20 protein-coding genes are annotated in these 24169 nt (G+C 39.3%); 17 read left to right on the top strand and 3 right to left on the bottom strand.

Annotation, left to right across the window (positions count from 1 at the left end; genetic code table 11):
* Window positions 1-72: 72 nt before the first annotated feature.
* Window positions 73-573 carry a sporulation membrane protein YtrI gene (gene ytrI / locus BGM26_RS11905; protein ID WP_217040028.1) on the bottom strand — a complete coding sequence of 167 codons (501 nt, stop codon included), beginning with the start codon at window positions 571-573 and terminating at the stop codon, window positions 73-75.
* Window positions 570-908: a sporulation membrane protein YtrH gene (gene ytrH, locus BGM26_RS11900; protein WP_217040027.1), complete on the bottom strand. Its 339-nt coding sequence runs from the start codon at window positions 906-908 to the stop codon at window positions 570-572. Before ytrH ends, ytrI begins: the two co-directional genes overlap by 4 nt.
* 281 nt (window positions 909-1189) lie before the next feature.
* Between ytrH and dnaE the strand changes: the two genes are divergently transcribed.
* From dnaE to BGM26_RS11860, 8 genes are all read left to right on the top strand, one after another.
* Window positions 1190-4549 carry a DNA polymerase III subunit alpha gene (dnaE, locus tag BGM26_RS11895; protein WP_217040026.1) on the top strand — a complete coding sequence of 1120 codons (3360 nt, stop codon included), beginning with the start codon at window positions 1190-1192 and terminating at the stop codon, window positions 4547-4549.
* Between the two features lie 174 nt (window positions 4550-4723).
* Window positions 4724-5962 (top strand): NADP-dependent malic enzyme, encoded by a 1239-nt coding sequence (gene ystJ / locus BGM26_RS11890; protein WP_217040025.1) that lies wholly within the window; start codon window positions 4724-4726, stop codon window positions 5960-5962.
* Between the two features lie 36 nt (window positions 5963-5998).
* Window positions 5999-6196, top strand: coding sequence for a GntR family transcriptional regulator (locus BGM26_RS11885; protein WP_217040757.1), 198 nt, complete (start codon window positions 5999-6001; stop codon window positions 6194-6196).
* Between the two features lie 63 nt (window positions 6197-6259).
* Complete coding sequence (gene accD / locus BGM26_RS11880; RefSeq protein WP_217040024.1) at window positions 6260-7129, top strand: acetyl-CoA carboxylase, carboxyltransferase subunit beta; 870 nt, start codon at window positions 6260-6262, stop codon at window positions 7127-7129.
* Window positions 7123-8100, top strand: coding sequence for an acetyl-CoA carboxylase carboxyl transferase subunit alpha (gene accA, locus BGM26_RS11875; protein WP_217040023.1), 978 nt, complete (start codon window positions 7123-7125; stop codon window positions 8098-8100). Before accD ends, accA begins: the two co-directional genes overlap by 7 nt.
* Before the next feature lie 318 nt (window positions 8101-8418).
* The gene (pfkA, locus tag BGM26_RS11870; protein ID WP_217040022.1) at window positions 8419-9378 is read left to right on the top strand and encodes a 6-phosphofructokinase; all 960 of its coding nucleotides are present in this window, start codon (window positions 8419-8421) and stop codon (window positions 9376-9378) included.
* Between the two features lie 32 nt (window positions 9379-9410).
* Entirely contained in the window at window positions 9411-11171 is a 1761-nt protein-coding gene (gene pyk / locus BGM26_RS11865) for a pyruvate kinase (RefSeq protein WP_217040021.1), read from the top strand.
* Window positions 11172-11606: 435 nt separating this feature from the next.
* The gene (locus tag BGM26_RS11860) at window positions 11607-11993 is read left to right on the top strand and encodes an FxsA family protein (protein WP_217040020.1); all 387 of its coding nucleotides are present in this window, start codon (window positions 11607-11609) and stop codon (window positions 11991-11993) included.
* A gap of 58 nt (window positions 11994-12051) precedes the next feature.
* On the opposite strand, the gene ytvI is transcribed toward BGM26_RS11860, so the two are convergent.
* A complete protein-coding gene (gene ytvI, locus BGM26_RS11855) occupies window positions 12052-13179 on the bottom strand; it encodes a sporulation integral membrane protein YtvI (RefSeq protein ID WP_217040019.1) in 1128 nt (375 codons plus the stop codon).
* Window positions 13180-13721: 542 nt separating this feature from the next.
* Here ytvI and BGM26_RS11850 point away from each other — a divergent pair.
* The 9 genes from BGM26_RS11850 (at window position 13722) to hflC (ending at window position 24010) form a co-directional block, all read left to right on the top strand.
* Complete coding sequence (locus BGM26_RS11850) at window positions 13722-14183, top strand: DUF441 domain-containing protein (RefSeq protein WP_217040018.1); 462 nt, start codon at window positions 13722-13724, stop codon at window positions 14181-14183.
* A 436-nt stretch (window positions 14184-14619) separates the two neighbouring features.
* Window positions 14620-15738: a citrate synthase gene (gene citZ / locus BGM26_RS11845; RefSeq protein WP_217040017.1), complete on the top strand. Its 1119-nt coding sequence runs from the start codon at window positions 14620-14622 to the stop codon at window positions 15736-15738.
* 337 nt (window positions 15739-16075) lie between these two features.
* Window positions 16076-17344: an NADP-dependent isocitrate dehydrogenase gene (gene icd, locus BGM26_RS11840; RefSeq protein ID WP_217040016.1), complete on the top strand. Its 1269-nt coding sequence runs from the start codon at window positions 16076-16078 to the stop codon at window positions 17342-17344.
* A gap of 100 nt (window positions 17345-17444) precedes the next feature.
* A complete protein-coding gene (gene mdh / locus BGM26_RS11835; protein WP_217040015.1) occupies window positions 17445-18383 on the top strand; it encodes a malate dehydrogenase in 939 nt (312 codons plus the stop codon).
* A 341-nt stretch (window positions 18384-18724) separates the two neighbouring features.
* Window positions 18725-19201: a MaoC/PaaZ C-terminal domain-containing protein gene (locus BGM26_RS11830; protein WP_217040014.1), complete on the top strand. Its 477-nt coding sequence runs from the start codon at window positions 18725-18727 to the stop codon at window positions 19199-19201.
* 202 nt (window positions 19202-19403) lie between these two features.
* Window positions 19404-20120, top strand: coding sequence for a response regulator transcription factor (locus tag BGM26_RS11825; RefSeq protein WP_217040013.1), 717 nt, complete (start codon window positions 19404-19406; stop codon window positions 20118-20120).
* Complete coding sequence (gene pnpS / locus BGM26_RS11820; RefSeq protein ID WP_217040012.1) at window positions 20117-21889, top strand: two-component system histidine kinase PnpS; 1773 nt, start codon at window positions 20117-20119, stop codon at window positions 21887-21889. Before BGM26_RS11825 ends, pnpS begins: the two co-directional genes overlap by 4 nt.
* 227 nt (window positions 21890-22116) lie before the next feature.
* Window positions 22117-23082, top strand: a complete 966-nt coding sequence (gene hflK / locus BGM26_RS11815) for an FtsH protease activity modulator HflK (protein ID WP_217040011.1) — start codon at window positions 22117-22119, stop codon at window positions 23080-23082.
* On the top strand, window positions 23075-24010 hold the full coding sequence (gene hflC / locus BGM26_RS11810) for a protease modulator HflC (RefSeq protein ID WP_217040010.1): 936 nt from the start codon (window positions 23075-23077) through the stop codon (window positions 24008-24010). The genes hflK and hflC overlap by 8 nt, the downstream gene beginning before the upstream one ends.
* Window positions 24011-24169 lie beyond the last annotated feature (159 nt).

Genomic DNA, 24169 nt, shown 5'->3' with positions numbered 1-24169 from the left:
CCGGCGTTTGCCGGGCAATTTCATTTTAGGGCTCAATTATTTAAAAAGCGGTCTTCAGAATAGGTTAATTCATTAATCTAGCATGATATTCAGATGGATAGACAACGTCGTATAAACAACCATCTCTTTGACTTCGAGACGATAGCGTTTTTCATTCACTTTTATAACTTTATTTTCAATTATTCTTTTAATGAGCTCCCGGCTTTTATAGACAGTGTCAATATCCTTAGCCATCATCATGCTAATGTTTTCTTTAATTTCATCTTCAATTTCAAACACGCTAAACGTGTCCAATTTATACTTCTCGCTATTTTTTATTTTTATTTTGATTTCTTGAATCGTTAACTGTTCGCGATTTTTTTTATTAAGCTCTTTAAATTCCTCTTGCCAGATTTTTTTTTCCTGTTCAAGATCGTGGATTTCAATTTCTTGCTTATTGATCTGGGAGCTATACTTCTCCTGCCACTCACCAAAAATAAACAGAAAAACAGCCCAGCTAATCATTCCGCCTATTGCCATACCAGCTAAAAACCGCTGCCATGAAGGCCGGTGGTAAAATGGAGGAATCCTCATGATGAAATATGCTCCTGTGTGAGCCAGCTAATCAGCATTGCCCCCGTTTGTGCCCCGCCGAGTGCAGAAAGAATTAATATAAATTGCTTAAATAAATCCTTCGTCTGGCCATCTAAAAATCCCTTTTCAAAGCTGTATAATGTGTCAAATGTACCTCCGATCGCCGCAATGATGGCCCAAATTCGAATCATGTTGGATATTTTTATCACTTCAGTAATGGGTGGCTTTCCCGTCAGAAAAGCTGCAAGTCCGCCAATGATAGATCCCCCGATGACTACACCCAGAGCAATGAAGTAACTTTCAATTAATAAAGCAAAAAAAGGCTGGGCTTTCATATTCATCCTTCCTTACTGCAGGGAACAACATTACCTGCCAAAGTTAAACTGTTACTTCATCATATGGACAAACATAATTAAATATGTTAAAGTCTCGCAATTCATTTTTTAAATAGGTATTGTATGAAGTTGATTGGAGCGGAAATCAACTATACCACTTTTGGGTTAAAAAACAGCAACAAATTTCGAAAAAGCCTAAAAGTAAAAAGAGAACATATTTTCCTTTTTGTTTCCGGCGTTCTATAATATATACAGTAGAAGAATTAAGGGTGTGAACGAAATTGTCATTTATTCACCTTCATGTATATAGTGCCTATAGTTTGCTGACAAGTACGGCTACGGTTGAGCAATTAGTATTAGATGCGAAGCAAAAAGGCTATCAATCACTTGCTTTAACCGATCGCAATGTGATGTATGGTGCGGTCGCATTTTACAAAGAATGCTTAAAGCATTTCATAAAACCCATCATGGGGTTGACGGTAGATGTCCTCAGTGAAATAACATCTTCTAGCAATCCGATTGTTCTCCTTGCGACAAATCAAATTGGATTCGAAAATCTATTAAAGATTACAAGTGTTGTCCAAACAAAATCACCTGAAGGAATCCCAATTAAGTGGCTAAAAGCCTATTCAGATGGATTAATTGCTATTAGTCCGGGCCTTGAAGGAGAAATCGAACAATGCTTAGCCAATGATGAATACGAAAACGCTAAAAAGACGGCGGTGTTATATAAGCAACTATTTGAAAAGAATCACTTCTTCCTGTCAATTCAAGATCATAAAATTGACAAGGAAAGAAAGATTCTTTCCAGTCTGGCCCAAATTGCAGGCGAAATAGGCATTGGGTTAACCGCCACCAATCCTGTTCATTATTTATCTAAAGAAGATGCGTTTGCACAGGAATGCCTACTCGCGATTAAAAACGGCGTAAAATTACAGGATGATGAAAGAGAACGGCTAGGAAGTGATGAGTATTACTTAAAAACACCGGCAGAAATGGCCGAACTATTTTCTGAATATCCTGATGCACTTGAAAATACGATAAAGATTGCGGATCAATGCAATGTAATGCTCGAACTAAATCAGCAACACTTGCCCAAATATCCAGTGAACAGCGACTTATCCGCCGATGAGCTTTTAGATGAGGTTTGCTGGAAGGGGCTAAAAGAAAGATATAAAAACGCAACAGAGGAACATCATAAGCGGTTAAAATACGAACTAAATATTATTAAGAACATGAAGTTTAGCGATTACTTCTTAATTGTTTGGGACTTTATGCGGTTTTCAAGGGAAAATGGGATCTTAACAGGACCTGGCCGAGGATCAGCTGCAGGCTCAATGGTGTCGTACGCGTTGTATATAACGGATGTAGATCCGATTGAACATGAGCTGCTATTTGAACGTTTCCTTAATCCTGAACGAATTTCTATGCCTGATATCGACATTGATTTTCCCGATCATAAAAGGGATGAAGTCATCAAATATGTCTCACAGAAATATGGTGAGCTCCATGTTGCCCAAATCATCACGTTTGGAACACTTGCTGCAAAAGCCGCACTGCGCGATGTGGGAAGGGCTTTCGGGTTGAATCCAAAAGAGCTGGAAGGGCTATCCAGAAGGATTCCATCCAAATTAGGAATTACTTTAAAAGAAGCGTATAAAGAATCAGAGTCGTTAAGAGTTTTTATAAATGAAACTGATATGAACCGTAAGTTGTTTGAAACGGCGCTCAAGATTGAAGGGTTGCCAAGACATACATCGACACATGCTGCTGGCGTCGTCATCAGCGAAAATCCATTAGTGAATGTGATTCCGATTCAAGGTGGTCATGATCATGTGTATTTGACGCAGTATTCGATGGACCATCTTGAAGATGTTGGGTTATTGAAAATGGATTTCCTTGGGTTAAGGAATTTAACCTTAATCGAAAACGTTTTATCATCGATTCAAAGAAATACCGGGAAGAAAGTCGATATTAAGTCGATACCCTTTACAGATAAAGCGACATTTGAACTTTTAAGCAAAGGTCAGACGACAGGTGTTTTTCAGCTTGAATCTGAAGGGATGCGGAAGGTATTAACAAGGCTCAGGCCCTCATGCTTTGAAGATATTGTAGCAGTAAATGCATTATATCGGCCTGGTCCAATGGAAAACATTCCTCTTTTTATTGAGAGAAAGCACGGTCTTCAGAAAGTTTCTTATCCTCATCCTGATCTAATGCCAATTCTAGAAAATACATATGGGGTCATTGTTTATCAGGAACAAATTATGCAAATTGCGGCAAAGATGGCGGGCTTTACTCTTGGTGAAGCTGATTTGCTGCGGCGGGCAGTCAGCAAAAAGAAAAAAGAGATTCTCGACCGCGAGCGAAGCCATTTTATCAACGGGGCTTTGAGGAAGGGCTATGATGAAAAAACAGCAAATGATATTTATGATTTAATTGTTCGCTTTGCTAACTATGGGTTTAACCGGAGTCATGCAGTAGCCTATAGCTTCATTTCCTATCAACTTGCGTGGTTAAAAACCCATTATCCTTTGCACTTTATGGCTGCACTTCTCACGTCTGTTAATGGAAATGAGGAAAAAGTCTCCCAATATATTATGGAATTGAAACAAATGAATCTTCGTATTCTTCCTCCTTCGATTAATAATAGCGGCTATTCTTTTTTAGTAGAAAAAGAAGCGATCAGATTTAGCTTGTCAGCTATTAAGGGATTGGGTGCAGTGGCATTAAGGGAAATTTTCCGTTCAAGGAAAAATAAACGCTTCGATGATTTATTTGATTTTACGATCAGAGTCTCTTCAAAGGCTGTTAATCGCAAAGTCATGGAGGCATTAGTTCACTCTGGCAGCTTTGATGAATTTGGGAAGGACCGGGCAGTCCTGCTTGCAACCCTTGATGCAGCGGTGGAGCATGCGCTTTTATTGAAGACAGATGATGAACAAATTGACTTTTTTTTAGAAGATGACTTTTTCCCGAAGCCGAAGTATACAGATGTCGATCCGATTCGCTCAGAAGATAAACTCGCTTTTGAAAAGGAATCCCTTGGACTTTATTTGTCAGATCATCCCGTTTCAGTATATGAGAAGGATTTAGGGAAGCTAGGTGCATCGCCGCTTTTCGAACTGCGGCCCAGTTCGAAAAGGGCGAAAGCGGTCATTTATATTACAGATATAAAAAAAATCCGCACAAAAAAAGGCGTGCCAATGGCGTTTTTGTCAGTGAGTGATGAGACCGATGAAATGGAGGCGGTAGTGTTTCCAAACGTATTTAGCCGCTTTTCCGTTTTGTTCAAAAAGGGAAATATTCTATTTATTGAAGGGAAAATTGAAGAAAGAGAAGGAAAACGTCAATTTATTATCGAAATAGGTAATGAAGTGAAAGCCGCCATTGAAAAGGTGGAGAACAAAGCCCCAGTTTTGTATTTAAAAATCATAAAAGAACAGGAAAATCCAGATCGGCTTCATTCTTTAAAAAAGTTATTTAAACAAAATGAAGGAAGTATCCAAGTCATTTTATACTATGAAAGCACCCAAAAAAGCATCCGTTTAGGGGAAGAGGATATGGTGAATCCATCTGAAGATTTTATTGATAAATTAAAAAAAACACTGGGTGAAAATAATGTGATCCTAAAACGCTAGCACTTTACATCATTAACAAATATGGTATATTTGTTAGGAGACAATGGTCTGACCACTCCGAAAAGCGAAAGCCTTTTCGGAAATTTAATCGAATCATTACTGCGCATCTAAGAGAAAATTAAATACTTAATTAGAGCCTTTTTACTTATCGGAAAATCAAAGGAGTGGGGATCGTTGACTTTACGTGAAGAAGCCCTTCATATGCACAGGGTAAACAAAGGGAAATTAGAATCTAAATCCAAGGTTCAGGTGAAAAATGCGAGAGATTTAAGTCTTGCCTACTCACCAGGGGTGGCTGAGCCTTGTAAAGAAATTTACGATAAGCCTGAAACTGTATACGAATACACGATGAAGGGCAATATGGTTGCTGTTGTATCAGATGGTACAGCTGTACTCGGACTTGGAAACATTGGTCCTGAAGCAGCACTTCCAGTTATGGAAGGAAAAGCAGTCCTATTTAAAAGCTTTGCCGGAGTAGACGCTTTTCCAATCTGTTTAAATACGCAAGATATTGATAAAATTGTTGAGACAGTTAAACTGTTAGAGCCGACATTTGGCGGTGTGAACCTTGAGGATATTGCAGCCCCTAATTGCTTTTACATCGAAGAACGATTAAAAAAGGAAGCGAATATTCCCGTTTTTCATGACGATCAGCATGGTACAGCAATCGTTACTGTTGCCGGCCTGGTTAACGCATTAAAGATAACCGGAAAAAAAATGAATGAAATTCGAGTAGTAGCAAACGGTGCGGGTGCCGCCGGAATTGCGATTATAAAGCTACTTTACACATATGGGGTTCGGGATATTATCATGTGTGACACGAGGGGGGCCATTTATGAGGGCCGTCCGAATGGGATGAACGATATTAAAAATGACGTAGCGAAATTTACAAACCGAGATAACGCTAAAGGCAGTTTGGCGGATGTAATTAAAGGAGCGGACGTCTTTATTGGGGTTTCTGCGGCTGGTGCATTGACAGCAGAAATGGTAAGTTCAATGAATCAAGAACCGATTATCTTTGCTATGGCTAATCCTACTCCAGAAATTATGCCGGAAGAAGCAAAAGCTGCTGGAGCCGTCGTGATTGGTACAGGAAGATCGGATTTCCCTAACCAGGTTAACAATGTCCTTGCATTCCCAGGAATTTTCCGTGGGGCATTGGATGTTAGAGCAACACATATCAATGAAAAGATGAAGATAGCAGCTGTAGAAGCAATTGCGAACTTGATAAATGCGGACGAATTGAATGCTGATTACGTAATTCCTGGTCCTTTTGATCCGAGAGTTGCCCCAGAAGTTGCGGCAGCCGTTGCAAAAGCAGCCATGGAAACCGGTGTCGCACGAATTAAGGTGGACCCTGAGGAAATAAAGGAAAAAACACGAAATCTCGCAATCATCGGGAAAAGTGAGTGATCCAATAACACCAATCAGTCTCAAAAAGGTACGAAGATATATGTTGAAATTGTAAAACAGCTAAGGGTAACGATTGAAAAGGAAGACCTGAAGCATGGTGATAATTTACCTTCTGAACGTGAACGATCTGAGCGCCTGAATGTCGGGCGCTCTTCCGTTCGTGAAGAGGTAGGATCGCTTATAAAAAATTATGGAAATTGTCGAATGAATAACGACAATTTTTTGCCTATATAAATAGGTTAAGATTTGACCAAACTGAATAGAGAGCTACTGATAAATGGAACGGGAGGTTTCACCTTGCTTAAAGAGATTTTCAAAAAACCAAAGAAGATGAAGTACGCAACGATCCCTTCGGAAGCTGCAAAGCAGGATGTACCCGAAGGAATTATGACGAAATGCCCAAACTGCAAAAAGATTATGTATACGAAAGAGTTAATCAAAAACTTAAAAGTATGCTTGCAATGCCAATACCATCATTCAATGAACTCAAAAGAACGGTTAGATAGCTTTCTTGATCAAAATAGTTTTGAAGAATTGAATGCTGGTATGATTTCGGAAAATCCTCTTAATTTTCCAGATTATATTGAGAAGCTTGAAAAAGACAGGAAGAAAACAAACATAAATGAAGCCGTTGTAACTGGGATTGGAACAGTGGATGGACAGAAAATTGTCGTGGCTGTCATGGACTCTACGTTTCGGATGGGGAGTATGGGTTCGGTCGTTGGTGAAAAAATCACCCTTGCAATTGAAAAGGCAGATGAGCTATCAGTTCCATTTATCATTTTCACTGCTTCAGGTGGAGCCCGTATGCAGGAGGGCGTGCTCAGTTTAATGCAGATGGCTAAAACGAGTGTGGCTTTAAAAAGGTTTAGTGATAATGGCGGATTAATAATATCCATCATGACCCATCCGACTACTGGTGGAGTATCAGCAAGTTTCGCATCTCTTGGAGACTATAACTTTGCAGAGCCTGGAGCACTTATCGGCTTCGCAGGCAGGAGGATTATTGAGCAAACGATTCGAGAAGAATTGCCTGAGGATTTCCAGACCGCGGAATTTCTGTTGAAACACGGACAACTAGACGCAGTAATCTCAAGGATTGAACTAAAAGAAAAAATTGCAAACATCTTATCGATACATCAAGAAGGGGGTGACCTTGAATGGTAGGAGAACTCGAATTTGAACGGCCAGTAATCGAACTTAGAAAGAAAATTGCTGAGCTTAAGGACTTTACAAAAACCGCTGATGTCGATTTATCATCTGAAATTGAGAAATTAGAAGCCCGACTTGAGAAGTTAGAAAAAGAAGTATATGAAAATATGAGACCTTGGGATCGGGTACAAACTGCACGCCATCCAGGACGCCCGACAACATTGGATTATATTTCTCTCCTTTTTACCGATTTCTTTGAATGTCATGGAGACAGGACGTTTGCCGATGATGAGGCGATCGTTGGCGGGATTGCAAAATATAAGGGGCTACCTGTGACTGTCATTGGCCATCAGCGCGGAAAAGATACGAAAGAGAATATTCGCAGAAATTTTGGCATGCCACATCCTGAAGGGTACCGGAAAGCATTGAGATTAATGAAACAGGCTGACAAGTTCAGACGGCCGATTATCTGTTTTATCGATACGAAAGGTGCGTACCCTGGCAAAGCAGCTGAAGAACGCGGACAAAGTGAAGCTATCGCACGCAATCTATTTGAAATGGCCGGTTTAAAGGTGCCTGTCATTTGCATCGTTATTGGCGAAGGCGGGAGCGGCGGAGCCTTAGCGCTTGGAGTCGGTAATCATATTCATATGCTTGAAAACTCAACTTACTCTGTTATATCCCCAGAAGGTGCTGCGGCGATTTTATGGAAAGATGCGACACTTGCCAAAAAGGCTGCGGAAAGTATGAAAATAACTGCACCAGACTTAAAGGATTTAGGGATTGTTGATGAAATTATTCCTGAAGTTAAAGGCGGGGCACACAAAGATGTAAAGAAACAGGCCGAGGAAATGGATAGTATATTATTTTCATCCTTGAAAGAACTTAGAGGATTAACTGAAGAACAATTGATCGCTCACCGGTACGATAAGTACAAATCAATTGGTGAATATTCGTTTTTAAAAGAATTTATTGGGGTAAATTAAAACGTGCTTATAAGGCACGTTTTTCCATGGCAACACTTTGCCATTTGAGAAAAATCACGAATAAAACGAGGTTGAAACGCTTTCAGTTCACCGATAATTCTTTCTCTTCCAGGATCATGCCGATTATGTTGAGAAAGCAGTTCCTTCATGGTATTTTATTAAGTGGGACACCAGGGGTAGGAGGTCATACTTCCCGATAAAGTATGAGAAATATAACCGGGTATTTTGTTCATAATAAGATAATAATCTAAATCATGTTTAGAAAGAAATAAGGAAATTTTACATAAGTAGAATTCAATATTTTTCGAGGTGATTATTTTGAAGAGAATCGGAGTGTTAACGAGTGGAGGGGATTCACCAGGTATGAATGCTGCCGTTCGGGCGGTTGTCCGTAAAGCTATTTTTCATAATGTGGAAATTTACGGGGTATTTGGTGGATACTCGGGATTAATTAGTGGAAATATTAAGAAGCTTGAGTTAGGTTCTGTTGGTGATATTATTCACAGAGGCGGAACGATGCTATTATCCGCAAGATGTGAAGAATTTACAACGAAAGAAGGCCAACAAAAAGGAATCGATCAATTAAAAAAGCATGGAATTGAAGGGCTTGTCGTCATTGGAGGGGATGGTTCTTACCGCGGTGCCAAAGCATTAACTGAGCATGGTTTTCCTTGCACGGGTGTACCTGGAACGATCGACAATGATATAGCCGGCACACAATTCACAATCGGTTTTGATACCGCGTTAAATACGGTAATTGATGCCATTGATAAAATTCGAGATACTGCGACCTCCCATGAACGAACATTTATCATCGAAGTAATGGGAAGAAATGCGGGTGACCTTGCACTTTGGTCAGGTCTTGCTGGAGGAGCAGAAACGATCCTAATTCCTGAAGAGAATTATAACATGGATGAAATTGCTGCCAGATTAGTAAAAGGCCATGAACGCGGAAAGAAACATAGTATTATTATCGTTGCAGAGGGAGTTTGCACGGGCATGGAATTTGCTAGACAAGTGGAAGAGGCTACAGATTTAAGTACCCGTGTTTCTGTTCTAGGTCATATACAGCGTGGAGGTTCTCCGACAGCATTTGACCGGGTTTTGGCAAGTCGTCTTGGAGCGCGAGCAGTGGAACTCCTTCTTGAAGGTAAAGGCGGACGAGCAGTCGGAATCGAGAACAATGAACTTGTCGACAATGATATTACCGAGGTACTTAGTAAAAAACATACATTAGATCTTGGTTTATACAAATTATCAAAAGAACTTTCGATTTAAATTTTTTTATTACATTAAGGAGGTAGTATTTAATGCGTAAAACGAAGATTGTTTGTACGATTGGCCCTGCTAGTGAGAGTGTAGAAAAATTAACTGAGCTCCTTGAAGCCGGAATGAATGTCTGCCGATTAAATTTTTCCCATGGGAACTTTGAAGAGCATGGACAGCGGATTCGAAATATCCGTGAGGCATCAAAGCGAACTGGCAAAACAGCTGCGATCTTATTAGATACAAAAGGCCCAGAAATCCGCACGCATAATATGGAAAATGATGCCATTGAATTGACAGCTGGAAATGAAATTATTGTTTCCATGAATGAGGTTCAAGGTACGACTGAGAAGTTTTCCATTTCATATTCTGGCCTCATTGATGATGTTCACATTGGTTCGAAGATCTTACTTGATGATGGGCTAATCGGGCTTGAAGTAACTAAAATTGACCGGGATTCCGGCGATATTCACACAAAAATATTAAATAGCGGGACACTAAAAAATAAAAAAGGCGTTAACGTTCCAGGGGTTTCCGTCAATTTGCCTGGCATTACGGAAAAAGATGCTCAAGATATCGTGTTCGGAATTGAACAAGGTGTTGATTTCATCGCCGCATCTTTTGTCCGTAGAGCATCAGATGTTCTTGAAATCAGGCAGCTTTTAGAAGAAAATAATGCTCCACATATAAGCATCATTCCCAAAATTGAAAATCAGGAAGGTGTCGATAAAATCGACGAAATTCTTGAGATTTCAGATGGCTGTATGGTTGCAAGGGGAGATCTCGGCGTAGAAATTCCTGCAGAAGAAGTTCCGTTAGTACAAAAGCAATTGATTAAAAAATGTAATGCGCAAGGAAAGCCTGTTATTACGGCAACACAAATGCTTGATTCAATGCAGCGTAACCCACGTCCAACTCGTGCGGAAGCAAGTGACGTAGCGAATGCTATTTTTGATGGAACAGATGCCATTATGCTATCTGGAGAGACGGCAGCAGGATCATATCCTGTTGAAGCGGTCCAAACAATGCATAATATTGCTTCCAGAGCAGAATCCGCATTAGCACATAAAGAACTCCTTGCTGCCCGCAGTAAAGATAATGACCATAATATTACAGATGCAATTGGGCAATCGGTTGCACATACAGCACTTAATCTGGAAGTAAATGCAATTATTACACCGACAGAAAGCGGACATACGGCAAGGATGATTTCAAAATACAGGCCAAAAGCTCCAATAATTGCTGTTACATCCAATGATTATGTGTCACGGCGGCTCTCATTAGTATGGGGAGTTTACCCGCAAATCGGGAAAAAGGCTACGACAACAGATGAAATGCTGGATTCAGCCGTAGAAGAAAGTTTAAACAGCGGTATTGTCTCTTCTGGCGATTTAGTCGTCATTACCGCAGGCGTTCCAGTAGGAGAAGCAGGAACGACCAATCTTATGAAAATTCATGTTATTTGTGATGTTCTTACTAAAGCACAAGGAATTGGCCGGAAATCCGCATTCGGAAAAGTGGTTATTGCTCGAACCGCAGAAGAAGCCCTTTCTAAAGTAACGGAAGGGTCGATCTTAGTGACAATTGGTACTGACCGTGAAATGATGCCAGCCATTGAGAAATGTAGCGCTCTTATTACTGAAGAAGGCGGGCTTACAAGTCATGCTGCTGTTGTCGGCTTAAATGTTGGGATTCCAGTCATTGTTGGCGCAGAAAACGCGACAACCCTATTAAAAGATGGCCAGGAGATTACAGTCGATTCTAACAGGGGCGTTATTTATAACGGACATGCTAGCGTACTCTAAGAAAAGCGTAAGCTCTTAAGCTAGACAGTTATCTAACTCGAATAAGTTATGCTTTTGAATCCAAAGGTTCTGTTTGTGATTTATGTTGATAAATGAAGACTGGTGGGGCGATTTTGCCTGGTCGACAAAAACGCCACATCCTCGAAAAAGAAATACACTTTTTCTTCGTGCGATGTTAATGCTGCCGAAGCTTTCCTTGTCCCGTTGCATTGTCGACACTAGGTGCGTCGGAGAGAACCTTTTTTGCGGAGCAAAAATCGCTTCTCGGAGGGTAAATCGAACCCGCGTGTCTATCAACAAAACTTTATAACAAAGCCTATCTAAAAAAAGGAAGGGGTTTCCCTTCTTTTTTTCATATTTTAAATAAACTTTGTTAATGAACGTTCTACTAAAATTAGTCTTAATCAATCAAATTTTTAAAATAGAGGTGGCACGATGCGCTACATTCTCTTATTACTTATCATTGTCCCAGCAGTAGAAATAAGCGTACTTCTTTTATCAGGGAAATTAATAGGGGTATGGCCTACGGTAGGAATCATTATCTTTACAGGATTTCTAGGCGCCTATTTAGCTAAAAAGCAAGGATTGGAAATGATAAAAAAGACGCAGGAGCAGCTCCGGTTTGGACAAATGCCGGGAGAGTCAATTATAGATGGTATTTGCATTCTGATTGGCGGGATTTTATTGCTGTTACCAGGATTTATCACGGATGTAACAGGTTTGTTGCTTCTTGCTCCAGCGCCGAGAAGATTTTTTAAAAAGCGAATAAAAGTTGGGCTTCAAAGATGGATGGACAGAAGGAATTATACGATCATTAGGTGAATCGTAATTTCTGTGGAAATAAGTAATGAAAAAGTCACTCCCGATAGGAGTGACTTTTTTATGCAGCATTTTCATCATCTTTCCCTTTAATAAATGCCCATAAATCCCGGAAAACATTGGCCTTATGGAGGGTTGTAATAATCACAAGGGTAACAGGGCCGACAATGAGTCCCAAGAATCCAATTAGTTTAAAGCCTACAAATAAGGCGATCAAGGTTGCTAGAGGATCTAGGCCAATACTTGATGACAGGATTTTTGGCTCCATGATTTGCCGCTGCACTAGAACGATTGTATATAAGACACCGATTCCAATTGCCGTGCCCATATCACCGGCGATTGCTTCATAAATGATCCATGGCACAAAAATTAATCCGGTTCCTAGATAGGGAATGATGTCAACGATTCCCGCAATGAGAGCGATGGTTATTGCATAATCAACGCGTAAAATTAATAATCCTATTAATGTGATGACAGTCGAAATAGAAATTAAAGTAGCCTGGGCTTTAATAAATCCGAATAAAGCTTTTTTTAAATCAGCAAACACTGTTCTTCCGCTAGTTTTTGCACGGTTCGGAAGAAGTCTGCTGCCGAGTGCGGATAACCGGTACCAATCTTTACTAATAAAAAAGGTCCCTAGTAATGAAAAAATAAGAACCGAAGCGGCATTAGGAAACCAAGAGAGAATGTGCGGGATTTTCCCAAAAAGGTTTTGAATAAATGCGCCAACGGTCGTTCCGATCTTTGTCCCGACATTTTCAATATTTGTTAAAATAGTATCTTGTTGCCCTGTATCCAAGTTTTTAAATAAGCTTGTAAGCTGATTATAAAAAGGGATGATTTGGGATGCGAAAAATTGCTCAATATAACCGATAACCGTATCTAAATGACTAGGAACGACCCTTGAGAGATAGTCTGCACCAGAAACAATTTCCGCAATCAGAAGCGTGATTAGCCCTGCAAAGACTGCAATGATTAAGACTAAGCCAATAAGGACGGCAAGCACCCGAGGCATCTTTCCTTTTGTCTCAAGGAAATTTACAAGCGGATTGATTAAAAATGCGATGGCAAAGCCGATTAAAAATGGGTAGGTCACTTTGGATAAATAGAAAAAACTAAACAAAAGTAAAATGACGAAGCCAATGACAAAGAAAAATCTTACTGTCCGATATATGTAAGTGGGATTCAAAGAAATACCTCCTTAATAGAAAATGTATGTATTGTAAAATAAAGCTTCCTTTTTCTTATGAAATACTTTACCATTTTTATGCAGCCTTTACATCCTCATATTTTACCCTATTTACTACGACTCAAAAGTGAAAAAGATTCAAACAATATTTATAACTAGTGAAATAAATAAAAATTGTAATTAATAATGTTTTATAAAGAGCTGTTTTCGTAAACTTTGTTGCTATTTAACTAAAAGTAGTGTAGTTGTTTTCCGCTCCAGGATGCTCAGCAAACCGCGGGGCGGGCGGTGAGCATCCTCAAGCACTAAGCCTGTGGGGTCTCACCTGTCCCGCTGCTCCCGCAGGACACTGAATTTACATCCTTGAAACTGCCCACGCACGAAGGAAATGCGATAGCATTTTCGAGGAGTATCGCACCTTCGGCTCCAATCAACTTCATACAACCCCTATTTAAAAACAACAAACTTTTAGAAAACAGCCTAATAAAATAACCCGTAATATTATGTTGGGATAATATGAAAGGCTGAAAGGGTGAACCTTAATGTTTACACAATCAGTTGTTTTTTTAGTCCTTTTATTAGCAATTGGCTTGATCGCAAAAAATCAATCCATAATTATTTCTGTTCTAGTACTCATTGTACTAAAGGCAGTCGGTTTTGATTCGAAAGCTTTCTCGTTTTTGCAATCTAAAGGAATCAACTGGGGAGTTACAATTATTACGATTGCTGTTCTTGCCCCGATTGCAAGCGGTGAAATTGGATTCAAGGATTTGTCTGGTGCTTTTAAATCACCGTATGCTTGGATTGCGCTAATTTCGGGAATAGCTGTAGCGCTGCTGGCAAAAGGAGGCATCATCCTGTTAGCCAAGGATCCTCATATCACCACGGCACTTGTATTGGGCACTATTCTAGCAGTGTCGTTATTTAAAGGCGTGGCAGTAGGCCCATTAATCGGGGCTGGTATCGCTTATATGGCTATGAAAATCTTTGATATTTTTAAATAACTTTTCTTGAAAAATAATAATTTTTTCACATTTTGTTCTATTTTCATTCACAAAAGTCAGATAATTGTTTATAATAAGGCTTGAAAGCGTATCCTTTCTTATAGAGTCTTATGAAATATGGTATACTCTATTAATATGTTATCAATATATTTTTTCGAAGTGAAAGTAACAAGTTATTTTTTTTGTATGACAGGTGAGCAGTCGCTCGGGTAAGATCCAACGAAAGAATAACTTGAATGATTTTGCAAATGCTTTTTAAAATGATTATGCTTTGGTCTGTAGCTCGACTTTACCAGTCGACTTTTAGGGGCGATGAACGTAGCCCATACGCATCAGGTTCTTTTTTGAAAAGTTGAATAATGGGATTCAGCTTAAATGATATGATTACAGACAAAAGGGGTTTGGGGAAATTTTACTATGTAAGGGAGAGATTTGGATGACAGTAACACGTGGTCTTGAAGGGGTAGTTGCTACTACTTCGTCTATCAGCTCTATCATCGACGATACATTAACATATGTTGGTTATGATATTGATGATTTAGCTGTAAACGCCAGCTTCGAAGAAGTAATCTATCTTCTATGGCACAGAAAGCTTCCTACGCAAGCACAGTTGGAGGAGTTAAAAAATCAATTGGCTCAGAATGCGGAGCTGCCAAAGGAAGTTTTGGAACATTTCAAAATGTATCCGATTGAAAAAGTACACCCGATGACTGCCCTTCGTACGGCCGTTTCACTTTTAGGCTTATATGATGACGAAGCAGATTTAATGGACGCTGAGGCTAATTACAATAAAGCTATTCGCTTGCAAGCAAAAATGCCCTCAATTTTAGCGGCATTTGCTCGAGTAAGAAAAGGTTTAGAACCGATTGCACCAAGAAAAGATCTTTGTTTTGCAGCAAATTTCTTATATATGTTAAATGGACAAGAACCCGACGCCATCGCGGTTGAAGCAATTGACAAGGCCTTAGTACTGCATGCTGACCATGAGTTAAACGCCTCTACTTTTACTGCACGTGTATGTGTAGCAACATTATCGGATGTTTATTCAGGTGTTACCGCTGCAATCGGAGCTTTAAAAGGCCCATTACATGGTGGAGCCAATGAAGCAGTAATGAAAATGCTTTCCGAAATTGGCACGCTTGAAAACGTGGATGCATATGTCCGCGAAAAGCTTGACAAGAAAGAAAAAATCATGGGCTTCGGACACCGTGTCTATCGTAATGGTGACCCGCGTGCGAAACATTTAAGAGAAATGTCAAAGAAATTAACGGAGCTTACAGGTGAACCACACTGGTATGAAATGTGCCAAAAAATCGAAGCAATTGTAACAGGCGAGAAAAATCTGCCGCCGAATGTTGATTTCTATTCAGCATCTGTATACCATAGCTTAGGAATTGATCATGATCTGTTCACGCCAATCTTTGCTGTTAGCCGAGTATCTGGCTGGCTAGCCCATATTCTTGAGCAATACGAAAACAATCGATTAATCCGCCCGCGAGCTGATTACACAGGCCCAGGAATGCAAAAGTATATTCCTGTTGAGCAAAGAGGTTAAAACGAAAAGCGGAGCTAGACAGCTATCATAGTTCAAAAAGTTATCCCATTGAACGAAACTGTATTTTACTTAAAAAAACGCTGTTTTCTAAATGATTGTTGTTTTCAAGCAATTTTTCTATGAAGCGGAAATCAACTAGTCCTCATTTTGCTTAAATAGCAACAAAGTTTACGAAAACAGCCTTTAAAAAAATTGCTGTAATTTAGAACAGAAGAGGTTAGAAGCAATTGCCTTCTAACCTTTGATTCTGATAGATAACTGACAAGTACCCATTGGGAATAAAAGGATTTATCAAGGGAATTTGTCCGTGCTTTCAAAAATTGGAGGGAATTATACAATGCAAGGTGAAAAAATCACAGTTAGTAATGGAGTATTAAACGTACCAAACAACCCGATCGTTCCATTTATTGAAGGGGACGGGACAGGCGCTGATATTTGGGCAGCATCTTCAAGAGTACTTGATGCAGCTGTTGAAAAAGCATATAAAGGCGAACGTAAACTTGTCTGGAAAGAAGTTTTAGCTGGAGAAAAGGCTTTTAATCAAACTGGAGAATGGCTTCCATCTGAAACATTAGATGTGATTAACGAATATTTAATTGCTATTAAAGGACCATTAACAACACCAATTGGCGGTGGTATCCGTTCATTAAACGTTGCATTGCGCCAAGAATTAGATTTGTTTGTTTGCTTGCGTCCAGTTCGTTGGTTTGAAGGTGTTCCTTCACCGGTTAAGCGTCCTCAAGATACAGATATGGTTATTTTCCGTGAAAATACAGAGGATATCTATGCTGGAATCGAGTATGCAAAAGGTTCTGATGAAGTGAAAAAATTAATCTCATTCCTTCAAGATGAATTGGGAGTAAACAAAATTCGCTTCCCTGAAACATCAGGTATTGGAATTAAACCTGTTTCTGAGGAAGGCACAAGCCGTTTAGTGCGTGCCGCGATTGAATATGCAATTAAAGAAGGACGTAAATCCTTAACACTTGTACATAAAGGCAATATTATGAAATTCACAGAAGGCGCATTTAAAAACTGGGGTTACGAGCTTGCCGAAAGAGAGTATGGGGATAAAGTATTCACTTGGGCTCAATATGACCGAATCAAGGATGAGCAAGGTGTTGAAGCAGCTGACAAAGCACAAGCAGATGCTGAAGCCGCTGGAAAAATCATTGTCAAAGATGCGATCGCTGATATTTTCCTACAACAAATCCTTACACGTCCAAAAGAATTTGATGTTGTTGCAACAATGAACCTTAATGGTGATTATATTTCTGACGCACTCGCTGCTCAAGTTGGAGGGATTGGTATTGCTCCTGGTGCAAATATCAACTATGAAACAGGACATGCCATCTTTGAAGCAACCCATGGAACAGCTCCAAAGTATGCAGGACTCGACAAAGTAAACCCTTCATCGGTTATTCTTTCAGGTGTATTAATGCTTGAACACTTAGGATGGAATGAAGCAGCAAACATGATCGTCAAATCAATGGAAAAGTCAATTGCTTCTAAAGTAGTAACATACGATTTTGCGCGCTTGATGGAAGGTGCAACGGAAGTCAAATGCTCTGAGTTCGGTGACGAATTAATTAAAAATATGGAGTAGTAACAAAAGAGAAGGCTGTTCTAAGTAAGAAGGACAGCCTCCTTACATAAGGATTTTGTGTCACAACTAATTTTGACTCATTCCTAAGGGGGAACTCGCCATGTCAATGAAACGTAAAAAGATTTCTGTTATTGGTAGCGGATTTACAGGAGCAACAACCGCCTTTTTGCTTGCACAAAAGGAATTAGGGGATGTTGTGTTAGTAGATATTCCGCAAATGGAAAACCCGACTAAAGGAAAAGCATTAGATATGCTTGAAGCAAGTCCTGTTCAAGGTTTCGATGCCAATATTACTGGAACTTCCAGCTATGAAGATACGGCTGATTCCGATATCGTTGTTGTAACAGCTGGTATTGCACGTAAGCCAGGCATGAGCCGTGATGATTTAGTTCAAACAAACCAAAGGATTATGAAAAGTGTTGCACAGGAGATTGCGAAACATTCTCCTAACAGCTTTATCGTAGTTTTGACAAATCCGGTTGATGCAATGACTTATACGATTTTTAAAGAGTCAGGCTTCCCTAAAAACCGTGTAATCGGACAATCAGGGGTTCTTGATACGGCTAGATTCCGTACGTTTGTTGCCCAAGAATTAAACCTTTCTGTAAAAGATATTACGGGCTTCGTTCTAGGTGGGCATGGGGATGACATGGTACCTTTAGTACGTTACTCCTATGCTGGCGGAATTCCGCTTGAAACGTTAATTTCGAAAGAGCGCCTTGAAGCGATTGTCGAACGCACACGTAAAGGCGGCGGGGAAATTGTTAATCTATTAGGGAATGGAAGTGCCTATTATGCACCAGCTGCTTCACTTGTTGAAATGTGTGAAGCGATCCTAAAGGATCAGCGCCGTGTTCTTCCATCTATCGCCTACCTTGAAGGTGAATATGGGTACGAAGGAATCTACTTAGGCGTACCAACAATCCTAGGTGCAAATGGAATTGAAAAAGTAATAGAACTTGAATTGACTGCTGATGAAAAAGCAGCACTTGATAAATCAGCTGAAGCTGTACGCAACGTAATGGCTGTTTTAACTTAATAAAAATTCGGGGATTTCCCCGAATTTTTTTACTAATAACCTTTATTGGACATGATATGAATGATACAATAAGTTTAATAGACTGAATAATTCTAATTGTCTTCCATTTAACTTTATTTAGCAGAAGTGTCTAATAGATATCTGAGGCGAGATGAATGCAAACAGGTATCCAATTCATTGGGTTTAACCCTCGACTGAATAAAGTTAAGCCTCCGGCGGATGCCTCAGATTTTTTAAAGAAATTTATCGAGCAAGCTAAGGTAAAAATCTGGGCGCAAATACGCCAAGGCGAATTTGATTTACATCATTGCAACGTTTACATAACCTGGAGGTGCAGAGAAATGCTACTTGGTAAAAAGCGGAAGTTAGGAAGGCAAATCGAAGAAATATCTGTCGGCGAGAAATTGACGTTAACCGAAAAAATAGAAGATAAAGATCTATTATTATATCTTGGTCTAACCAATGATGCGAATCCACTTTACATTCAGCACGACTATGCTTCCCAAACTCCTTATAAAAAGCCAATTGTTCCAAGCATTATGCTGAATGGAATTATCAATTCAGCTGTTTCTAAATACTTGCCAGGTCCAGGAAGCCATGTATTAAAACAAGAGATTGACTATGTAAAACCAGTATATCATTATGGAACAGTCCAATTTCTTTTTGAAGTAACAGAGGTAAGCAATACTAGTCATACGATCCAAATTAAAGTCCATGGAACGAATGAAGAAAACGAAACAGTGATTAATGGCTCCTTGCTAGTGTGTCCACCGCATCGACTTCATGAAATGGATGGAAATGCACTAGAAAATTTTTAATAGAGAATCTCAAAGAGATATGTGCAATATGCATGTCTCTTTTTTTTTGCCCCAAGGAAAAAAGAGGCTGCACTTGTTACTAATTGGCGTAAAGCTTATATTATAATAAGATATGGTACTTGGGGTTATTTAACTAGGTACGGCGCCTTCAGGAAAGGCGTCTGTGCTTTTCTTAGGGGAATACCAATTAACGGAGGCTTAAATGGAAAAGAAAATTCTAGTCGTTGATGATGAACAATCAATTGTCACTTTATTGGTTTATAATCTGCAGCAGGCTGGTTATGAAGTGATAACAGCTATGGATGGTGAGGAAGGGAAAAACCTTGCCATACTTGAAAAACCCGATTTAATCGTTCTTGACCTGATGCTTCCCAAACTTGATGGCATTGAGGTTTGTAAACAGCTTCGTCAACAAAGGGTCTTAACCCCGATTTTAATGTTAACGGCTAAGGATGATGAATTTGATAAAGTGCTTGGTCTTGAACTGGGCGCCGATGATTATATGACGAAGCCATTTAGTCCTCGGGAAGTGGTGGCAAGAGTTAAAGCGATTTTAAGAAGGGCACAAATTCAGTCTGAAGAAGCAGGGAAATTCGAGGAACAAACAGACTGCCTTCAGATCGCGGATCTAAAAGTTCTACCGGAACAATATGAAGCGTATTTTGAAGAGCAACTTCTTGAATTAACTCCGAAAGAATTCGAACTTCTATTATATTTGATTAGAAATAAGGGACGTGTTCTGACAAGAGATCAGCTTCTAAGTGCCGTATGGAATTATGACTTCGCAGGCGATACGCGAATTGTTGATGTCCATATTAGCCATTTAAGAGAAAAATTTGAAGTAAATACGAAAAAACCAGTTTATATTAAGACAATCCGCGGTCTAGGCTACAAACTGGAAGAGCCTAAAGGAGAATGAGTAAATTTCGTTCACGGCTGCTTCTGACGTTAATTCTGCTTATTTTAGCTGTGCTAATTGGATTGGGCCTTCTTTTGGGTCAACTTTTTAAAAGCTATTATTTAAAAGCTTTTGACGAACGATTAATAAAGGAAAGTGAATTGATTTCAAGCTATATTGAAGATGAGGGTGGAATTAAATATATAAAAGAAGGAACTGTCGATCACTTTAGTAACATGCTTGATGTACGTGTAACAGTTGTGGATGTAAGAGGAACGATTATTTATGATAGCGGACAGCATGACCATCCCGAAAACAGCAGATTTCAAGAAACGATAAAGGGAATGATCGATCAGGATACAACGGAACGTCATCTTCAGGAAGTTGGAGGTGGCCTTGATTTACATTATTATTGGAAGCCAATTAAAAATCAATCGGGAACAAAGGAAGGGTATATTTTCCTAAGTACAAAAATGACGGAGATCAATAAGGCTTATAAGCAAATTTGGTGGATCTTGTCGATTAGCTTTAGCTTTTCGTTTATCATCATTTTATTATTAGGAACAAGAATAACAGAACGATACACAAAACCGATTGAATCGGCAACAAATGCAGCGATAGAACTTGCCAGAGGAAATTATCGAGCCCGAACATATGAGGATCAAATTGATGAAACAGGCATGTTAAGTTCCTCGATTAATGTACTAGCGAGAAATCTTCAGGATATGGTAAAGTCGCAGGAAATGAACCAAGAAAGGCTTTCAGCTCTTATTGAAAACATGGGGAGCGGTCTGATCCTGATCGATAGCAAAGGGCATATAAATTTAGTAAATCGAACGTATAAAGAAAATTTTAACATCCAAACTTCCGAATTTTTAAATAAACTTTACTATGAAGTAATTGAAAATAAAGGAATTACAGCTCTGATTGAAGAAATCTTCATCACAGAACAAAAGGTAAGGAAACAAATGCTCATTCCACTTGGGATCGAAAGACGCCACTTCGAGGTTTATGGTGTGCCTATTATCGGGGAAAATGATGTGTGGCAGGGCATCCTTTTGGTATTCCATGATATTACAGAGCTTAAAAAACTTGAACAGATGAGAAAAGATTTTGTTGCTAATGTTTCTCATGAATTGAAGACTCCAATTACCTCTATTAAAGGTTTTTCTGAAACATTATTGGATGGAGCAATGGGGGATAAACAAGCTCTCGAAGCTTTTTTAAAGATCATCCTTCAAGAGAGCGATCGTCTGCAGTCGCTTATTCAGGACTTACTGGACCTATCTAAAATAGAACAACAAGGCTTTAGTCTTTCTGTTCAAAAATTCGATATTATGGTTGTTTTGGAGGAAGTAATTGCAATAGTGGGAGGAAAGGCTGCTGAAAAAAATATTTCGATAAAGTTTAAAAAAGACAAAGACACCATTTTTATTGAGGGGGATATCAATCGGCTGAAGCAGGTTTTTATTAATCTCATTACAAATGCGATTTTGTATACGCCGAGCGACGGCAGCATCAACATTTCCCTTTATGAATCGAAATCTGTTATATCGATCAAGGTGAAAGATACTGGAATTGGCATAGAAAAGGACGAAATCCCACGGATTTTCGAACGGTTTTATCGGGTGGATAAAGCTCGCAGCCGCTATTCGGGAGGAACTGGCCTTGGACTTGCTATTGTTAAGCATCTAGTTGAAGCCCACAAAGGAACGATTACTGTTGAAAGTACAGTTGGCAAAGGGACTGCATTTTTAATTAATCTCAATAAAAGGTTTCCAGAAAATTAGGAGCATGGATGAAGCGGGGATCTTTACATTATATTTACAACTTATTCATTTTTGCTTAACATGAGGTTGCTACAATCATAAGTGAAAACCCCTTCATCCAAGGACCATAGAAAAGGGCAAAAGCAGACCCCGCTTTTGCCCTTTTCGTTTTTTTGTAATATTTCTGAAACCTTTTTATAAATGAATCGTATTAAAAGATAACAAAAGACAGAGAAAGGGGAGAGAAGATGGTCAGTTTAAAGAGAATTTATACGGTTGTGGGTCTTGTACTTCTTATCATTGTCTTAGGCATTACAGCCCTTACTACTTGGTATACAGTAGATGAATCTGATCAGGCAGTCATTTTGACATTTGGAAAGGTTGAGGAAGGGATTACAGAACCTGGACTCCATTTCAAAATGCCATGGCCAATCCAAAGTGTAGAAAAACTATCAAAAGAAACATTCAGCCTACAATTTGGCTATGAAGAAAAAAACGGCAAGATTAAAGATTTTCCGAATGAAACAAAAATGATTACAGGGGATGAAAACATCGTCCTTGCTGACCTTGTTGTCCAATGGAAAATAACCAACCCGGAAAAGTATCTATTTAATTCGAATAATCCGGAGGAAATTCTATACGATTCTACTTCAGCCTCATTAAGAAGTATTATCGGGAGCTCAAAAATCGATGATGCGTTAACTTCTGGAAAAGCGGAAATAGAGGCGGACGTCAGGGAACTATTATCTACATTAATTGAAAAATATGATATTGGAATCTCGATTTTAGCTGTTAAACTTCAGGATGTTGAGCTTCCAAATGATGAAGTCCGTAAAGCATTTACAAATGTGACGGATGCTCGTGAAACGATGAATACAAAAATTAATGAAGCGAAAAAGTATGAAAATAAACGGAAGAATGAAGCAGAGGGAGAAAAGGATGCGCTAATTTCGAAGGCGGAAGGGGAAAGGGCAGCCCGTTTAGAAAGGGCACGTGGAGATGTAGCTGTTTTCAACAAGCTATATGATGAATATAAGACGAACAAGGAAATTACAAAACAGCGTCTTGTCATCGAAACGCTCGAACAAGTTCTTCCAGGTGCAGAAATATACATTATGAATGATGACGGAAATACAATGAAATACTTCCCGATTCGTCCTCTTGAAAAAGAACAGCCAAAACAAAAAGAGGAAGGAAGTGTAAATAATGGGTGATGAAAAGGTAGTTAACATTAACGATCGCAGCAGTAATAATTTTGGGTGGCGGAATTATTCGAAGATTGGATTATTTCTTGTTATCGTTATTGTTGTATTAGGCATAATTTTGAGTAACCTTTTTATCGTAAAAGAAGGTGAATATAAAGTAATCCGTCAGTTTGGAGAAGTGGTTAGGATTGAAAGCGAGCCTGGCTTAAGCTATAAAATCCCGTTTATCCAAAGTGTCTCCACTCTTCCGAAATATCAGATGACCTATGATGTATCAGAGGCGGAGATCAATACGAAAGATAAAAAACGCATGATCATTGATAATTATGCCGTTTGGAGAATAGAAGATCCCAAAAAAATGATCGCAAACGCAAGAACACTTCAAAGTGCGGAATCAAGAATGGAAGAATTCATATACTCGGTTACCCGAACAGAGCTAGGACAGCTAAATTATGATGAGATTATTAATGATGAAAAGTCATCAAGAGGTTCTTTGAATGATCGAATTACTGAAAAAGTAAATGAATTGCTGAGCAATGACAATTACGGAATTAAAGTAACAGACGTACGTATGAAGCGCACAGATTTACCAGCTGAAAATGAACAATCTGTTTATACACGGATGATATCTGAACGAGAATCAAAAGCGCAGGAATACTTATCCATGGGAGATGCGCAAAAGAACCGTATCATTGCTAAAACAGATCAAAGCGTAAGAGAACTTTTGGCTGTAGCTCAGGCAGATGCCGAAGAGATTCGAGCAGAGGGGGAAGCTGGAGCAGCAAAGATTTATAATGAATCTTTTTCAAAAGATCCAGGCTTCTACAATCTGTTCCGTACATTAGAATCATATAAGAAAACGATTAACGGCGAAACAGTTATTGTATTGCCATCAGATTCCCCATATGCCCGCTTACTCATGGGCTATACGGATTAAAAGAAAAGGCTCATTTCGTATATTTTGTTATTTTTGGCCTTTAAAGTTTGCCCGTTGATTTCCGCTGCGGGCACTTGCTTCCGCCGGGGAGGGACGGGAGCCTCCTCGGCGTTACCGCCTGTGGGGTCTCCCGCTTCCCTCTATTTTCCCGCAGGATAT

This window comes from Bacillus sp. FJAT-29790 (assembly GCF_019039215.1).
In the GTDB taxonomy this organism is placed as follows: Bacteria; Bacillota; Bacilli; order Bacillales; family Cytobacillaceae; genus Cytobacillus.
This window is presented reverse-complemented; position numbering and strand designations above follow the sequence as displayed.

What these genes read in the sequence shown, in the direction of transcription:
- hflK (WP_217040011.1), top strand. Translation starts at nt 22,117, where the DNA reads ATGGTCAGTTTAAAGAGAATTTATACGGTTGTGGGTCTTGTACTTCTT.
- ytrI (WP_217040028.1), bottom strand. Translation starts at nt 573, where the DNA reads ATGAGGATTCCTCCATTTTACCACCGGCCTTCATGGCAGCGGTTTTTA.
- accA (WP_217040023.1), top strand. Translation starts at nt 7,123, where the DNA reads ATGGTAGGAGAACTCGAATTTGAACGGCCAGTAATCGAACTTAGAAAG.
- pnpS (WP_217040012.1), top strand. Translation starts at nt 20,117, where the DNA reads ATGAGTAAATTTCGTTCACGGCTGCTTCTGACGTTAATTCTGCTTATT.
- pyk (WP_217040021.1), top strand. Translation starts at nt 9,411, where the DNA reads ATGCGTAAAACGAAGATTGTTTGTACGATTGGCCCTGCTAGTGAGAGT.
- ytrH (WP_217040027.1), bottom strand. Translation starts at nt 908, where the DNA reads ATGAAAGCCCAGCCTTTTTTTGCTTTATTAATTGAAAGTTACTTCATT.
- hflC (WP_217040010.1), top strand. Translation starts at nt 23,075, where the DNA reads ATGGGTGATGAAAAGGTAGTTAACATTAACGATCGCAGCAGTAATAAT.
- BGM26_RS11825 (WP_217040013.1), top strand. Translation starts at nt 19,404, where the DNA reads ATGGAAAAGAAAATTCTAGTCGTTGATGATGAACAATCAATTGTCACT.
- BGM26_RS11850 (WP_217040018.1), top strand. Translation starts at nt 13,722, where the DNA reads ATGTTTACACAATCAGTTGTTTTTTTAGTCCTTTTATTAGCAATTGGC.
- icd (WP_217040016.1), top strand. Translation starts at nt 16,076, where the DNA reads ATGCAAGGTGAAAAAATCACAGTTAGTAATGGAGTATTAAACGTACCA.
- BGM26_RS11830 (WP_217040014.1), top strand. Translation starts at nt 18,725, where the DNA reads ATGCTACTTGGTAAAAAGCGGAAGTTAGGAAGGCAAATCGAAGAAATA.
- BGM26_RS11860 (WP_217040020.1), top strand. Translation starts at nt 11,607, where the DNA reads ATGCGCTACATTCTCTTATTACTTATCATTGTCCCAGCAGTAGAAATA.
- citZ (WP_217040017.1), top strand. Translation starts at nt 14,620, where the DNA reads ATGACAGTAACACGTGGTCTTGAAGGGGTAGTTGCTACTACTTCGTCT.
- mdh (WP_217040015.1), top strand. Translation starts at nt 17,445, where the DNA reads ATGTCAATGAAACGTAAAAAGATTTCTGTTATTGGTAGCGGATTTACA.